This is a genomic window from Peribacillus sp. R9-11 (assembly GCF_031345095.1).
Lineage (GTDB): Bacteria > Bacillota > Bacilli > Bacillales > DSM-1321 > Peribacillus > Peribacillus butanolivorans.
Genome location: NZ_CP133763.1, coordinates 2,376,614 through 2,392,055, shown reverse-complemented (window position 1 = coordinate 2,392,055; position 15,442 = coordinate 2,376,614). Strand labels below are relative to the sequence as shown.

At 35.0% G+C, this 15,442-nt stretch carries 15 protein-coding genes and 1 riboswitch; of the genes, 7 read left to right on the top strand and 8 right to left on the bottom strand.

The features are described from left to right. Positions 1-172 precede the first annotated feature (172 nt). Positions 173-276: riboswitch (purine riboswitch) on the bottom strand. 727 nt (positions 277-1,003) lie between these two features. Beyond that, entirely contained in the window at positions 1,004-1,885 is an 882-nt protein-coding gene (locus tag RE409_RS11675) for a permease (RefSeq protein ID WP_377374123.1), read from the top strand. Between the two features lie 14 nt (positions 1,886-1,899). Next, positions 1,900-2,736: a TIGR03943 family putative permease subunit gene (locus RE409_RS11670; RefSeq protein ID WP_201224830.1), complete on the top strand. Its 837-nt coding sequence runs from the start codon at positions 1,900-1,902 to the stop codon at positions 2,734-2,736. A gap of 378 nt (positions 2,737-3,114) precedes the next feature. Here RE409_RS11670 and RE409_RS11665 read toward each other — a convergent pair whose 3' ends face one another. Beyond that, positions 3,115-3,270 carry a YuzK family famiily protein gene (locus RE409_RS11665; RefSeq protein ID WP_217993325.1) on the bottom strand — a complete coding sequence of 52 codons (156 nt, stop codon included), beginning with the start codon at positions 3,268-3,270 and terminating at the stop codon, positions 3,115-3,117. Positions 3,271-3,795: 525 nt separating this feature from the next. Between RE409_RS11665 and RE409_RS11660 the strand changes: the two genes are divergently transcribed. After that, on the top strand, positions 3,796-4,041 hold the full coding sequence (locus tag RE409_RS11660) for a hypothetical protein (RefSeq protein ID WP_309558993.1): 246 nt from the start codon (positions 3,796-3,798) through the stop codon (positions 4,039-4,041). Positions 4,042-4,065: 24 nt separating this feature from the next. Further along, entirely contained in the window at positions 4,066-4,854 is a 789-nt protein-coding gene (locus RE409_RS11655; RefSeq protein WP_309558992.1) for a carbon-nitrogen family hydrolase, read from the top strand. A 237-nt stretch (positions 4,855-5,091) separates the two neighbouring features. Here RE409_RS11655 and RE409_RS11650 read toward each other — a convergent pair whose 3' ends face one another. Beyond that, positions 5,092-6,057 carry a S8 family peptidase gene (locus RE409_RS11650; protein ID WP_242486776.1) on the bottom strand — a complete coding sequence of 322 codons (966 nt, stop codon included), beginning with the start codon at positions 6,055-6,057 and terminating at the stop codon, positions 5,092-5,094. 652 nt (positions 6,058-6,709) lie between these two features. After that, on the bottom strand, positions 6,710-8,119 hold the full coding sequence (locus RE409_RS11645) for an FMN-binding glutamate synthase family protein (RefSeq protein WP_309558991.1): 1,410 nt from the start codon (positions 8,117-8,119) through the stop codon (positions 6,710-6,712). A 221-nt stretch (positions 8,120-8,340) separates the two neighbouring features. Here RE409_RS11645 and RE409_RS11640 point away from each other — a divergent pair, with 221 nt between their 5' ends. The 3 genes from RE409_RS11640 to RE409_RS11630 all read left to right on the top strand — a co-directional run bounded on the left by RE409_RS11640 (position 8,341) and on the right by RE409_RS11630 (position 10,614). Further along, positions 8,341-9,087, top strand: coding sequence for a YqjF family protein (locus RE409_RS11640; RefSeq protein WP_201224832.1), 747 nt, complete (start codon positions 8,341-8,343; stop codon positions 9,085-9,087). A 382-nt stretch (positions 9,088-9,469) separates the two neighbouring features. Next, positions 9,470-9,823, top strand: a complete 354-nt coding sequence (locus tag RE409_RS11635) for a PadR family transcriptional regulator (RefSeq protein WP_053348043.1) — start codon at positions 9,470-9,472, stop codon at positions 9,821-9,823. Positions 9,824-9,852: 29 nt separating this feature from the next. Further along, complete coding sequence (locus RE409_RS11630; protein ID WP_309558990.1) at positions 9,853-10,614, top strand: HAAS domain-containing protein; 762 nt, start codon at positions 9,853-9,855, stop codon at positions 10,612-10,614. A gap of 309 nt (positions 10,615-10,923) precedes the next feature. Here the strand turns inward: RE409_RS11630 and RE409_RS11625 are convergent, their stop codons facing one another. The 5 genes from RE409_RS11625 to RE409_RS11605 form a co-directional block, all read right to left on the bottom strand. Then, positions 10,924-12,303, bottom strand: a complete 1,380-nt coding sequence (locus RE409_RS11625; protein ID WP_201224834.1) for an LLM class flavin-dependent oxidoreductase — start codon at positions 12,301-12,303, stop codon at positions 10,924-10,926. A 208-nt stretch (positions 12,304-12,511) separates the two neighbouring features. Further along, entirely contained in the window at positions 12,512-13,054 is a 543-nt protein-coding gene (resA, locus tag RE409_RS11620) for a thiol-disulfide oxidoreductase ResA (RefSeq protein ID WP_201254568.1), read from the bottom strand. A gap of 19 nt (positions 13,055-13,073) precedes the next feature. Then, positions 13,074-13,454 carry a ubiquitin family protein gene (locus tag RE409_RS11615; RefSeq protein WP_201180937.1) on the bottom strand — a complete coding sequence of 127 codons (381 nt, stop codon included), beginning with the start codon at positions 13,452-13,454 and terminating at the stop codon, positions 13,074-13,076. A 136-nt stretch (positions 13,455-13,590) separates the two neighbouring features. After that, positions 13,591-14,361 (bottom strand): ABC transporter permease, encoded by a 771-nt coding sequence (locus RE409_RS11610; protein WP_053345668.1) that lies wholly within the window; start codon positions 14,359-14,361, stop codon positions 13,591-13,593. Positions 14,362-14,374: 13 nt separating this feature from the next. Further along, on the bottom strand, positions 14,375-15,442 hold the full coding sequence (locus RE409_RS11605) for an ABC transporter substrate-binding protein (protein WP_201254567.1): 1,068 nt from the start codon (positions 15,440-15,442) through the stop codon (positions 14,375-14,377).

Sequence of the window (15,442 nt, the reverse complement as noted above, 5' to 3'; positions counted from 1 at the left end):
AGCATTATTTAATATAAAAAGCCCTTATTTTTCACACTTTCAGCCACAGGACAGAAAGAATGAAAAATAAGAGCTTTTAAAAACAATGTATCTTGAGTCAAATAAGAACCTTTTATAAGCAGCAATATCAAACTTACTTAGGGAACGAGTGACTAAATACCTGTTAGGCCTCTTTTATTTCATACTTCCCTGTAGTCCGGCATTTTTAAGGCAGCCAGGTAGAAACTATCAGACCATTTACACTGATATTATACAAGGATATTAATTTAACGCGTTTTATAGGAATGAGTAACATTGTAAATTAATTTATTTGTAAATACAATACACTTTCTAATAATCCGAATTATTATATTAATATATTTTTTCAGATAATTAACGAAGGAAATTTATTGTTCCACCATCAATTCATCTCCTTTACAGTATGTTACCCATTACAACTTCTCCTTTACATTAATGTCTATTACTTATTCTAATCAATAATATTAGTTGTTAGTTACTTCTAAGGAGCAAAGTCAGCAACAATCAGCTGAAAGTAAATATTACAAAAAAAAGGCTAAAACCCTTGATACATCAAGGATTTCAGCCTTTCCAATAAGTAGTCCTATAGTTGAATTGAATAAATAGAGTTCCTTAAAGTAGGTCTAGACTTCATAAAAAGCTACCGTCTTTATTATAGCTTTTCTATACATTCTCAACGTTATAATCCTCCCGATTCATAGATTGTTGAAATGGCTCTGCGTGACTGATCCTAATGTTTACAGAACTTTGCAAAATCATGCTTTGGTATAGAAAATACCACTTTTGGCATCCCAGCGGTAAAAAGTTGCTTTTCTCATATACCTGTTAACCTTACTTTAAAACCTGGATACATTCCGTAAATTTTCCTACTTTACCTATATTCTCTTACAAAATCAACTTCTAGATTGTTATTCCAGAAATAAAAAATTGACTTCCCTGTATAACAAAACTAATATGGATAAGTCAGCTTTATGGAAGGTGGTTTATGATGAACTATCAGGCACTTTTGCAAATGAATACCATTTTTATTAGCATCCTAATTGAATCCCTTCCCTTCATCCTATTGGGAGTCCTTATATCTGGAATAATCCAAATGTTTGTGTCTGAAGAGATGATTGCAAAGATTATACCGAAAAACCCAGTCTTGTCTGTCTTATACGCAATAGGTGCAGGAGTCTTATTTCTTGCATGCGAGTGTGGAATTGTCCCGATTACCCGCCGCTTAATTGCTAAAGGTGTTCCTCTTTCAGCGGCCATTGCCTTTATGCTTTCTGCACCTATTCTTAATCCAATTGTTCTGTTTTCCACTTATATTGCGTTTGGGAATAGTTGGAGTATGGTTTTCTATCGTGGCGGAATTGCATTTTTGGTCGTCATTATTATTGCATTCATCCTATCCTTTCAATTTAAAACTAATCAACTGAAACATGATCATATAGGACATACACATCACCATTCTCATACATTTACAGACAAAGTAAAAGGAATGTTTAGACACTCGATTGAAGAGTTCTTTTCTGTAGGAAAATATTTAATTATTGGCGCACTTCTGGCAGCTGCCATTCAAACCTTTTTGAAAACATCCCTATTGCTTGAAATTGGTCAAGGAAATCTATCTGGGAATGTAGTAATGATGGCTTTGTCTTATGTCATGTCCTTGTGTTCTCAAGCAGACGCCTTTGTTGCAAGTTCTTTTAGAAGTACCTTTTCGACCTCTTCTCTAGTTGCTTTTCTTGTATTTGGGGCCATGTTCGATATCAAAAATACGATAATGCTTTTAGGTACGTTTAAAACAAAATTTGTTTTATGCTTGATGGCCTATATTTTTATTTCCGTACTTGGCTTAACTTTATTGTTTATTTCTTAAAGAGGGTGTTATATATGGTTCGTTTATTTATATTACTTGGACTTACTTTTTTATTTATGCATTTACACGCCTCAGGGAATATATCGAAATATATTAATATGGAGTACTCTTATGTTTCACAGATTGCTATCTATATACTTGCTATTTTTACGTTAATGGGCTCTTACCTTTATTTAAAAGAAGGAGATCAAGAAGAGTGTGAAGAGTGTCATCGAGGACATGATCACTCTCATGAAAACAAGGTATGGAAAAAAATCCTTACTTACTCGCTATTTTTGATTCCCATTTTCACCGGCCTTTTTCTGCCTGTTGCCACAATGGATTCAAATATCGTAGAAAAAAAAGGATTTCATTTCCCAGTATACGATGACACAGATGAATATAGTCAGCATCAATTTCTGCAGCCTGATACGAGTCTTTATTATGGTAAGGATGACTATTTAACTTTAATGGACCAGTCGCTCCAAAACTTAGTCGAACATAATAGTCTTCATTTAACCGACGAAAACTACCTTACCGATTTAGAAGCCATCTATTACTCTCCTGGAAAGTTCACCGGTAAACAAATTACGTTAACCGGATTTTCCTACAATTCAGAGGATGTAGCCAAAAACCAAGTATTTCTGTTTCGTTTCGGTATCATTCACTGTGTCGCAGATTCTGGGGCATTCGGTATGTTAATCGAATTTCCGGAAGGGATGAATCCTAAAAATGATGAGTGGTATTCCGTGACAGGAGAATTAGAAACCATTTATTATCAGCCATTTAAGAAGACCATTCCGATACTCAAAGTATCATCATATAATAAAACCGTTGAACCTAAGGATCCATATGTATATAGACAATATTAGGAGCTTAGCCATTAAAAGGTAAGGATACGATATCCTTACCTTTCTTTGTGGTGAAAACCTATAAAGATACAACAGATTACTCCAATCTTCGCTTTGTAATTTAATATCTCTATCCCTGTGTTTTCCCTTTAGATTTAAATAGCCTTTAAAGAGGATAAAATGAGCTTTCTTTAATCCCGGAGATTTCTTTCGTTCTTATCCAATGCTTTAGTCACTTTTTGAACGAAGTTGTACTTATCAACAATGGTCTATGCTTTAGGAAAAGTTATCCAAAATCTATTTAGTACAAGACAAAAAAGAGCAATCTTAAGATTACTCTCTCTTTTGTTTATGAGTTTTTATATTCTATTTGCAAACTGAGTTTGTATATAAACCTATTCATTTCATAAAAAGATTGGCTCTCATTACCTCTAATATACGTCTGCTTTGTAAATAATCTTGTTCCCGTTCTTGTTCAACCTTTATACGTTGCTCCAGTTTTTGAGCATATTGTGCATAACCGATCCCATGAGCCCGAAACATAGCTTTTTCCATTGCCAACGTGTACGTTAAATCGAGAAAATTAATGAAGAATCAATCCTTTCTATATTTAATATCGTACACATCCTATCATTGAATGAGAAAACATGCAAAGCTGCTCTGGACCTATATTTACTGATAATCGGGCTTCTAAACGATTGGTCTTCATTCAGTGCATGTAAACGCCATATCCCTCCATCTCCCTTTATTTCCCTTTTACGCAACATATATTTTTACATTCTTTTCTTCATCTTTTAATATAAGTGACTTAATAAAATCTTAAAAGTATGGTCTTCAAAGTGATGATCAAAAATGTATATTTCCTCTATATTTGATATGGATACCGGTTTAAAAAGCTCATTAAGTAAAATGTCCTAACATTATAATACGAACCAACCCTTAGCCTACAAAAGAGAGAAACTGCATCATAAATTGATCAAGATATATTTTAACTGCTTAATAAATGTAAAGAAGGATATGTATAACAATCTTATTACTTTAAATTGACTGAATTTTCATGTTTGTACTAATAGTTAGTGAATGAACAAGAAAAAGAATATATACTTGAAGACAGAGAACTTGTCGAAACCGCTAAAGTTAGAGTGTTCCATATCAGGTTGGATGAACTTGTGGGGAAATCTAGGAGCATTTGTATCACCGTTATTATGTGGTTGGTTAGCAGAAAACTTTGGGTGGAATATCACATTAGGAGTAACTATAATCCCTGTGTTTATTGCAGCTATCTTATGGTTGTTTGTGAAACCAGATACTTCATTACTAAACTAAATACAATTAAGAGGAGTGACCAATGTGAATTATCTAGTATTTCAAATGGATTTAGTAGTTGGAAATCCTGAAGTGAATAGGAAAATCATTGAACGCTGGTTAGAAGCTAACTACAGTGATGATTTGGATGTTGTAGTACTTCCTGAAATGTGGTCTACGGGTTATGCGTTAGAAGAATTGAAAGAAATCTGCGAAGAGGATGGTAATCAATCAATTGAATTTTTACAATCACTGGCTAAGAAGTTTAATGTAAACTTGGTGGGTGGCTCGATTGCCGTACTAGAAGGTAAAGATATCTTTAATCGTGCAGTTATTGTAAATCGAATGGGTGAGATTGTTTATACATATGACAAGATGCACCTTGTTCCGATGTTAGATGAACCCAAGTTTTTAACAGGCGGTCATAATCAAGTGGAAGTATTTGAACTTGAAGGGGTGAAAATGGGGATTATTATTTGTTACGATTTACGATTCCCTGAAATTATTCGTGACTTAGCATTACAAGGTATTCAAGTATTACATATCGTAGCAGAATGGCCACTCGCAAGGGAGACACATTGGAATACTTTACTTCGTGCACGCGCAATTGAGAACCAAATGTATGTTGTTGCATCAAATGTAACGGGAACAAAGTTAGGAGTGGAATTCGCAGGTTGCTCACAAATTGTAGATCCATGGGGAGACATTGTTCAAAAATTAGATCAAGAAGTTGGTGAATTAAAAGCAACTTTAAATTTAGAGAAAGTACCGCAAATAAGAAAAGAAGTCCCTATATTCGATTCCAGAGTACCAGAGAAGTATAGAAAGTTATAAAGTAGGAGCTACTTCAGAGTTCAATCTTTGAAGTAGCTTTTTAGGTTTAATAATAGTTCTAAACCACTTGTAACACCTAGAGTTTTATATTCATGGTAGTTCAATAAGCAAAAAATTTACATAAAAAAAACCCTTAGTTACTCTCAGAGGGTTGGTTTGTATCTCTTTTTATTTGAGTTTCTAACCCAATATACATGAAATTAGGATCATATACTTACCTTTTCTCTATCTGTAAGGTTACCTAAACTCCCTTAAAGCCTTTTTTATATTTTCTAATTTCTGGTGATTTAGTTTCAGCATTCCATGCCCTTCTTGAGTCTTTGATTTGCCCAGCGAAACTGTATTATTTAAGAGTTCATTAAATTCTTCTACCTCTGTTAATTTACGGCCAAGTTTTGTTTCAAATTTATTTATCAAAAGCGCAACAGCCCCTGACACATGTGGTACAGCCATGGATGTACCTGATAAGACGGCAAATTGGTTACCAGGAAAGGTTGATACAATTTTCTCCCCTGGGGCCACTAAATCCACTTCACCATTAGAATTACTAAATCTAGATATACGTTCACGCAGGTTAACTGAGCCTACTGCCACAACTTCCTGGTATGCAGCTGGATAACTGTACTCGTTTGTTTCGGCAATACCATCGCCTTCATTACCCGCGGCACACACGACCATTATATTAGATTGAACGGCGTTTATAATCGACGAATGTAAGGCCGGGTCATCATCCGGTCCCCCTAATGACATAGAGATAACCCGTACTTTTTCACCTTTAGGGCCTGTCCAATTGATAGCGTAATTAATAGCTGAAGTAATGCTTTCTGTTGTTCCTTCTCCTGATCCATTTAAAACCTTAAGTACCAGCAACTTCGCTTTAGGTGCTGCACCTACAACTCCAAAACCATTTTCTGCTGCTGCAATGGTTCCGCTGACATGAGTCCCATGTCCGTTATTATCGGCAAAGTTGAAAGGATCACCATAATAATCTTCCGTGAAATTATATCCTCCAATAATTTGACCAATTAAATCAGGGTGATCTGGTTGGCATCCTGAATCGATTACGGCTACTACTATGTTCTCACCCTTAAACCCTTCTCTCCAAATAGAGCGTGCACGAATCATTTTAATACCTCTTGGAACTTCCGAAGTGATTTCTGTTATTCCTTCTACTTGGAAGGGTACTAACTGAACATTTGGCAATTCTAGCCTCTCCCTTCATATTAACCCTAAAACGGGCGGAAGCATCGCCTTTTTTTGTCATGACAAATAAGGGAAACCACACTTAAAACCCGTTTGGGAAAGCTGAATCCAATAACATTGATTTCAGCCTTTCTTTATCCTATGAATGGAGACAAGCTTTTGCTATAAACCTTAGTCTAATTTGATATTTTAGTTTACTTAATCAAAAACCTATTAGTGAGATGAGGTAGATATATCACCGCTTACAATTACTTAATAAGATAGTTGAAAAAAAGAAATAAAATCTATAATCAGTCAGAACCTTAGTAAAAATAGTAATTACATGAACGACCTTATCGGAAAGAAAAAAAAGCTGCCTCCTCGGCAGCTTTTGGTGTTCCATTATAATAACCAACATAGATTTACCTTTATCATGCATATAAAAATATGGACAAGGTAAAGGTGGAATAATTGATGACTAAACAAACTCTTTTTTAAGAACTATGCTTTTTAAAGCCTTATGATTTACAAAGGTATTTGGATTTGCCAAAGGAATAATAAACTTAGCATCTCTGGATCCCTCTGCCCAAAAAGCTTATGAAACAAGTTGGTATAAATAATTCTGTTGCTATTTTTCGTAAATTTGCTAATAGGTACGTAGGCACGTATTCACTTATTTCTCTTGTTTGTCTTCCCAAGGTTCAAATGAAAATGGAATTCCAACCATTTTAGCAGTCAATTCATCATAGGAAACTAAATCTTTTTTTGACAACTCTTTTAAAGATCGTTTCCCCATCGCTCTTAATGCGGTTTTCATTTCTTCTATACTTGCTGTAAAGAATTTCTCTGCTGCTTTTACTCCATCTTCTATCTTAAATTGATCCTTGAATTTACCTTGATTCCAAACAACTTGTGTAGGTGGTTCAAAGGGAAGAGACTTCAATGCTTGATTATGGGAGACAGCAAATAATATAGCAGATCCTACATAAACAGCATCAGCACCGAGGGCAAGTACTTTTAAAAAGTGCCCAGGTACTAATAGCCCTCCTGAGACAATTAAACTAATTTGTCCCTTCATTTTTCTCTTTTCTAAATGATTAACAGCCCGGACAACTGCATGCAATGTTGGTATTCCCATGTCATCGGATAAAATCGGTGGTGCACCATGTGTGGCTGCTTGGCCGCCGTCAATCGTTATGAAATCAACACCAAGTTCAATTAAATGATCTATATCTTCTTCAATTTTCCCCCCTGCCCCCATTTTTACACCAATGGGAACACCACCAGTTATACTCCGAAGTTCGTTAACGAGTTTTTTTATATCTTTCAATGTTTGATTTTCAAAAAAATGTTCAAAAATGACTCCATCCTCATTTTCTTTTAGCCCCATCACTTCACGAGCCCGACCTGTTAAATTTTTGGGTGAAATTTTCCCACCCATCCCAAATAATGCTCCTTGTCCGAACTTAATTTCAATCATGTCGGCACGCTTAATAAGATCTTCTTCCTTTGACCATTCTGTTTTTGAAAATTGTAAAATATATTTTCCTGCTTTATCTAATTCTTCAGGTATTACTCCGCCTTCTCCGGAATTAATCGCGGTTCCTACATTTTTTGCTGCTTCCGCCAAAGAAAGCCTCGTTTGTTCACTAAGTGCGATACCATAGGCCATCCCTGTAATCATAAGAGGAATTTTTATTTTCATTGGTTTTTTTGCTTTTGGTCCAATGGTTACCTTGACATCAACGTCTTCTTCACCATCAATAGGAAACGGTGTCGTTTGTGCAGGGATAAAGGTAATTGGATCCAAATGTGGCCATTTTTTTGAAGAGCCAAGCGGGCGATGCAGTAAGTCGCCTGTTTCTGCACGCAAGCTATTTTCAAGCATATTTTGAACGCCCATATGTCTTAGGCCTGGCATCAACTCCATAATATTTTCTTGATAGCTGTCGGTTAAAATGATTTTTCCCATCTTCTTAACTATACGTTTCATAATCCAACGCCAACCAACTAGCATAAATAAAAATAGGACAAATATTATTGCAATCATAACAAAAGATAAATAGGATAGAATGTTCGACATATTCACTTCTCCACATTCAATTTAATTAAACGGTTCAATATTGTTGTTATTTCCAAAAAAAGGTAAATTGTGTTTTTTATAATGATATCACTCACCGCTTTGTAGGGGGTAAGTCACGAGCAATTGAAAAATACCTGTAGTTTTAAAAGCTACACCAAATGATTTTCTGATTTTTTTGTCCCCTAAGCTAAGTTAATATAAAGATAAAGGAGATACTTTTCATGAACTTACTAGATGATAACGCTCACCGTCCGTGGCCAATACCTTCAAAAAAATGGATTATGCGACAACCTTGGAGAAATCTCTTGTTTTCCCATTGGCCTATTCCAGCTGAAACACTGAGACCACATATTCCTCCACATTTAGAAATTGACACCTTTGATGGATATGCCTGGTTGGGAGTTATTCTTTTCGTTATGGAGGGAATTTATCCTCGTGGATTGTCATCTGTATCACTAACCCCTAAATTTTCAGAAATCAATGTAAGAACGTATGTTCAATGTGATGGTAAACCCGGTATCTTTTTCATGTCTCTTGACGTCGAGGACTGGGCCTCCTATACAATAGCCAAGAAATGGTTTCGTTTGCCCTATTATTCTGCACAAATTTCTTTTGAAAAAAAAGGACAAACCTTTCATTGTCAAAGTATTCGTAAAGGAAAAACAAATACTCCAATTAGATTTAATGTAAAATACACTCCTTTACCAGAAGTTTTTTTTCCTAAAAAAGGAACTTTAGAACATTGGCTCACTGAGCGATATTGCTTGTATAGTACGGATAATGGAGTCAATATCTATTGCGGAGAAATACACCATCGTCCTTGGCCGTTACAAACAGTAGAGGCAGAGATATGTAGGAATACACTTTTTACTCCCTTTAATTTTGACCTTACTGAAGTCAAACCAATTTTTCATTTCTCTAAAGGTGTTGATACACTTATATGGAATATTAAGAAAACACGGTACTAGTGTAAAAAGATTTCTTAGTACTATTCATTTCTTTCGAATTCGGGGATTAAGAAATTTCAATTAACTTCAATGCAAAAGATCCCCTCACATCTAATATTTACGTACCTAGTGAATCACTTTCAGGTAATCCTGTTTCTTAATGAGTACAATGCGGATAATTAATTATTTTTCAAAAAAAATTTTGGTTATATCAGACGACAATATCATTGTTGAGTATCCCTTAATGGTCGTTTCGATACTACCTTATAAACCACTTATAAAATAACCCTTAGCGTGTAAGTAATTTTGTAACTCACCGCAATTCACATAAAAATAATTAAATATTATCTTGCATTACAAGGTATTCATCTTCATAATAATTATATACCTTGTATTGCAAGACATGGAAAGAGGTGACATTCATTTGACCACTACACAGATGATGAAAGGGATATTGGACGGGTGTTTATTGGCAATCATCAAAGATAAAGAAGTATATGGATATGAGTTAGCTGAAAAATTAGAGGGATATGGATTTAATTCATTTAGTGAGGGAACCATTTACCCTTTATTGATGCGTATGCAAAAAGAAGAACTGGTAACATCTACATTAAAAAAATCAACTGCTGGGCCTAAAAGAAAATATTATTCCCTGACCCGAAAAGGAGAACAGGAATTAATAAACTTTATGGAACGATGGGAATATTTGAAGGGCAATGTCAATCGGGTTTTAAACCATGAAGCAAAAAATGATTAGTTTAAATAATCCAAAAAGGGGATGAAGAGTTGAAAAGTACAGCTGTAAATCTATCTTCTAAAAGCAAATCTTTCTTAGAGGATCTTCGAGTTTATTTATTTTCCAGTGGAAAGAATTCAGATGGAATTGAAAGTATTGTGGAAGAATTAGAGGTTCATCTTATGGAAGCAGAGAAAAAAGGGAAGTCAATCGACAACATTATTGGCCAATCACCTAAAGAATACATGGATCAGATATCAAACGAGATGACTACTGATTACCGATCTTGGTTTAAATATATCGTCATTATCATTTTTGGTGCTTTTTCTTTCACAATTATCAATGATTTAATCAAAGGAAACCTTTCCTATTCACTACTGGAATTAATCGGTCATGTATGTATTGCTGCGATTTTCATATTGGGCATCTTTAGTGCGTTTAAGTATGTTTCTGCAAATAATATTTCTAGAGGAAAAGAATTTGCAATTTATTATGTACTTGGGATGCTTCCGCTTGGTCTGTATATTGGCTTGTTTTTCTTTAATAGAATAATTGAAACACCTGTGATTCAATTTGGGACTACGTGGACGAATATTACAGCAATTATTACTTTTGTTTTTCTTATTGCAATCTCGTGGTGGGCTAGATCATGGATCGTCATTATTATTTTAGCACTTTTAACATTACCGGATTATTTGCTAAGTCAATTTGCACTTCATGATGACACCCAATTAATAGTAGGTACACTTATTAGTTTTGGAGGCATTGCTGTTTATCTTTTTATTACTAGTAAAATGAGCAAATTTGATTAACAGCAGGTCCAATATTTATATATCTGCTTTGATTTTGGAGTGAAAAATGGCGTATCAATGTACGGTTTCATCGCCTACTTACTCAAGTTTTTTTTGTGCCCCCTTATTAAAATCATGACAATGTTCACATTTAATTTTGTTTATATGTATAAATAGGATCCAAAAAAAAACAGCATTATAACAATTGCAATAAAATCAAAAAAGGTATGAGGTGATTGCCCTCATACCTTTTTCAGACTATAAATTAAAATTGTCTATTTATTTATGCGTCATCCGGTTGAGCACTAGTGTCATCTGAAAACAACTTAATTACTGTTGAATACCTTCTTTAGAGGCAAAAGCACCTCTATATCGTGCAGCAGGGTGACGCTCGCTGAGACGATTTACTCCAAAAAGCTTATGACGAAGTGTAGCTGGTTCACCGTTCTCAGCACGAGCTAAACCACGCTGGCGAAGAACAGGCATTACTTGATCGATAAACTCTTCATAAGACCCTGGAATGGTTGCATTTATTACATTGATTCCATCGACGCCTGCATTGCTCCACAGCTCAAGCTGGTCAGCAATTGTTTCAGGAGTTCCTACGATACGTGTCGTTCTACTACGCATTTGGGCAATGTCTTTAACATTAGGCGTACGTCCTGGTGTGCTTTGCTTTAACCATTCGAATGTGCTTCTTATTCCCTCAGTTTCGATATTTTCAAGCGGTGTATCAAGCCCAACGTTTCCTAGGTCAACCCCCATACCCCCTGCCATATGAGCGATCATCATATCGAAATCAACCTTATTATCTAGTTCAAATTCTTTACGCCGAGCATCTTCTTCGGTCTCCCCAACGACGAAAGACAACCCTTGATAAAAGTGAATATCATTACCATCCCGACCATTTTGAATAGCTAGACGTCGAGTATCATTGATTAGCTTACGAGCATTTTCAGGATCAGGGGCTACAATAAAGACAGCCTCAGCATTTCGAGCAGCAAAGTCTCGGCCGGCAGGCGATGATCCTGCTTGAAACAACACTGGCGTTCGCTGTGGTGATGGTGAAACAAGATGCGGACCTTCGACTTTATAGCGCTCACCAACATGGTTTATTTTATGAACCTTTGCTGGAGCTGCATGAATTCCACTCTCTCGATCTTGTAATAGCGCTCCCTCATCCCATGAACCTTCCCAAAGTTTATACAATACATCTACATATTCATCTGCCCACTTGTATCGCTCATCATGTGGGACAAGTTCATCGTAACCAAAGTTTCGAAAAGCATTTTCCAACGAACTAGTAACCATATTCCAAGCAATACGCCCCTTAGAGATATGATCGAGCGTTGAAACTCGGCGAGCAAAATTAAAGGGAGGTTCCTGCAGTGGAGCTGCAGTAAAAGCTAATCCTAGATGTTTTGTATTCACTGCAAGAGCGGACATTAATACTATTGGGTCATTACTGGGTATTTGCAAACCGGTTTCAACATGAAAATCCCAACCGCCACGGTGGTCACCGTACAAACCGATTACGTCTGCGAAAAAAATGGCATCAAAACCACCCTCCTCAAGCCTCTTAGCCAAAGATACCCAAAGATCTACATCGTTAAAGTTCAACTGATGACCTTCTTCATCACGCCACATTCCGTGAGTGATGTGAGATGCTGTATTCATAACAAAAGCAGAAAATGATAGGGGTTTAGTCATGTTAATTCGTCTCCATTCTATGAAATAAATTCATTTTTATATTTTCAAAACGCCCTTTTTATTTGAAATCTATAATTCTGAGACTTTTTCTCTTTTGTAATCCACTACTATCTAATTATTCAAATTATTTATTCGTTTTTTACAATTTCATTTTTCACAAGCCATAAAAACACGTGTTTGGTTTGCATCAATACAATCTCTCTAGTCATTAATTCGGAATAATGCTTTCTACATAACTACGAACCTTCTTTTCTGTCAGTTCTCCAGAAATGGTTTGAGTAATCTCACCATCTTCATTAATTAAATATGTAACGGGGAGATTATTAACCTTATATTGCTCAATAGCTTCCCCAGTCCGATCAAGTAAAATGGAAAAACTCAATTTTTTTTCTAAGACAAATGGACTGACTATGATTCTAGGTTCTTGCGCATTTACAGCTAGAATTTCAATTCCCTTATCTTCATATTCTTGATAGACGTTATTCAAATAAGGCATCTCCTTTTCACAAGGTGGACAATAGGTTGCCCAAAAGTTAAGTATCACACCTTTTCCACGATAATCCGAAAGTTTTACTTCATTACCCTTTAAATCTTGCAAAGTAAAATCAGGAGCAAGATTACTTTGATCTATAGTTACTGCTTCTTTTTTAATAATTAAATTCGTGTAAATTGTATAACCAAGTCCTAACACTAAAATCGCAGTCACTAAACTTTTTATTAAGAAGTTCACTGGCTTTTTTCCTTTACTCATTAGAATGACCTGGCCCCTCTCAATTACTTACCTGGAAAGATAGCTCCGGCATTTCATGCAAAGTTTTATAGCTAACATGTGCAATCACTTTTTTCTGTCCTTGATCAAAAAACTTTGTTTCTAACAAATACTTTCCATCTCCCTTATTTTTAGGAAAGACTGATCCAATTGATATTCCATTTTCAATAATTTCAAATTGAACCTCAGCCTCTTTGCTAACATTTTCGGTCCCATATTTCACTTCTGCAGTAAAAGCGACAGCTTCATTGATCTTAATTTTTTTAGGATTACTTTCCAATAATACCTTCAACGATTTCGGTTGCTCTAATTGTTGTTTATTACCTGAATCCGAACATCCTATTAACAAAAAAATTGATAGTATAAATATTATCGATTTCACAAAATAGCTCCTTCATCAAAAGTAAATTCTCTTCTATAATCTATTAAAATTAAAATTGCAGAGAGAACCTCATCATCATTCTTTTAACTAAACTTCTTAGTCTTCTTCGTTTCCTCTTCGTATTTTTTCTTTTCTCTTAATTGGCCTCATTTTTCAAGTTTGTCCAAAAAAGAATACGTTTTTTGATTTTTTCAAAAGTAAACATAACCAATAAGATAACGATACTATTAAAAATTAATCCAGCTAAAACATAATCATATTGAGTAAAATCAGTGTAGAACTGGATAAAGTAGCCCATCCCCGATTTAGCTCCAAACATTTCTGCGGTCATTAAAATTAGAAAAGATAAATTAAGTGCTGTTCCTGTACCACTTAATATAAATGGCGAACTTGCTGGAATGATTACTTTTAAAATCAAATCTTTCTGCTGTAACCCGATTGTTTTTGCATTATCCCAAAAATGATTATCAACCAATAACACACCTTGAATCGTGCCTAGAAAAATAGGCCAAAAAGCTGCAAGGAATAGAATGAAAATAGACGCTAATTCAAATGTTGGTAACAAAGCAATAGCATATGGAATAAATAATGTTAAAGGCAGTGGACTAAAAGCATTAAAAAATGGTGTTAAGATTTTCCTTGATTTTGGATGAAGACCAAAGAACAGTCCCCCGCCAATTCCTAGTATTAGAGCTAGCACAAAACTTGGGACTAATAATTTCATAGAACTTACAAATCCTTGAAATAGTTCAATTAATGCTTTAAAGAATGCCATAACAACTATTTCTGGAGATGGGAAGATAATTGGGCTTAACCATCCCGTGAAATTTGTTATATAAAACCATAAGGCGAGTAAAGCAATTGTAATTATCGTTGTATATATATAGATAGAAAAAAACTTTTTCATCATATTCTCCTTATCATTTGAAGTCTAAGTTTTGCTCATTATATCTTTGTAATACTTGTTTATAATATTCATCATTTGGATTCCCTTTAATCAGCTCATCTAATGCTTCTTCATACATAGAAAGATCGAAGTGATTTTCTAGATTAATAGTTTCTACGTCTGAAATATACCCAATATCTTGCATTTTTTTCCACGTGTTAATAACTTCCCTTTTGTTTGGGTCTGCAGAATTGATTAAATGTTTCTCATTAACTATTTCGTTCACTCTTTCTTCAGGTAATTGTTTAAAAGTAGGTTTCGAGGCTTCTAAATTTTTCTTTGGATTTTCTAATTTTACACGTTCTGCCCTTATTAGCCCTTTCATGAATTTCTTATAAGCAACTGCCTTATCACCAGTTATATTGCCTCTTACGGTAACTCGGCAGCAAAGATCATTTGGACTTAGATCATTACTCCAAAAAATAGGGGTTAATCCTAATGCCTCTGTTTTTGTCATATGCCCTGTATTGGAAAGTCCAACATCTACTTTTCCAGAATTAACAGCTTCAAGTACATCTGCCACACTTTTTACTTCTACAAATTCAACATCTTTATGAATATCAATTCCAGCATCATCTAGCGCTGACTTAAAGACAACATCAAGTGTTCCTAAACGAATAGTCGCAATTTTCTTTCCCTTGAAATCTTCTAATGTTTTATATTGACTTGCATTTTCTTTTTTTGTGACAACCGGCTGTCCACCTTCCATATGACCTCCAACAAATTTAAAATCTGCACCTTGAGCAATATAGTTTAAAGGTGTTGCTGTACCAAATGTTAATGCAATATCTATTTTGTCAGCTTGTAAAGCGTCCAATCCCCCACTAGTAAAGGAAACCATTTCTACCTCTAAATTTTCATCCTCAAAAAACCCTTCAGCTCTAGCAATATCTGCTAGAGGAGCTCCATATAATTGACCATATCCAACCTTTAATTTATATGTTTTCTCTTGCGTAGATGCTTTTTCTTCATCACCATTGCAAGCTACTAACGTTAAAGCAAAGAACATCACAATACCGAATAACCACTTTCGCTTTCTCAC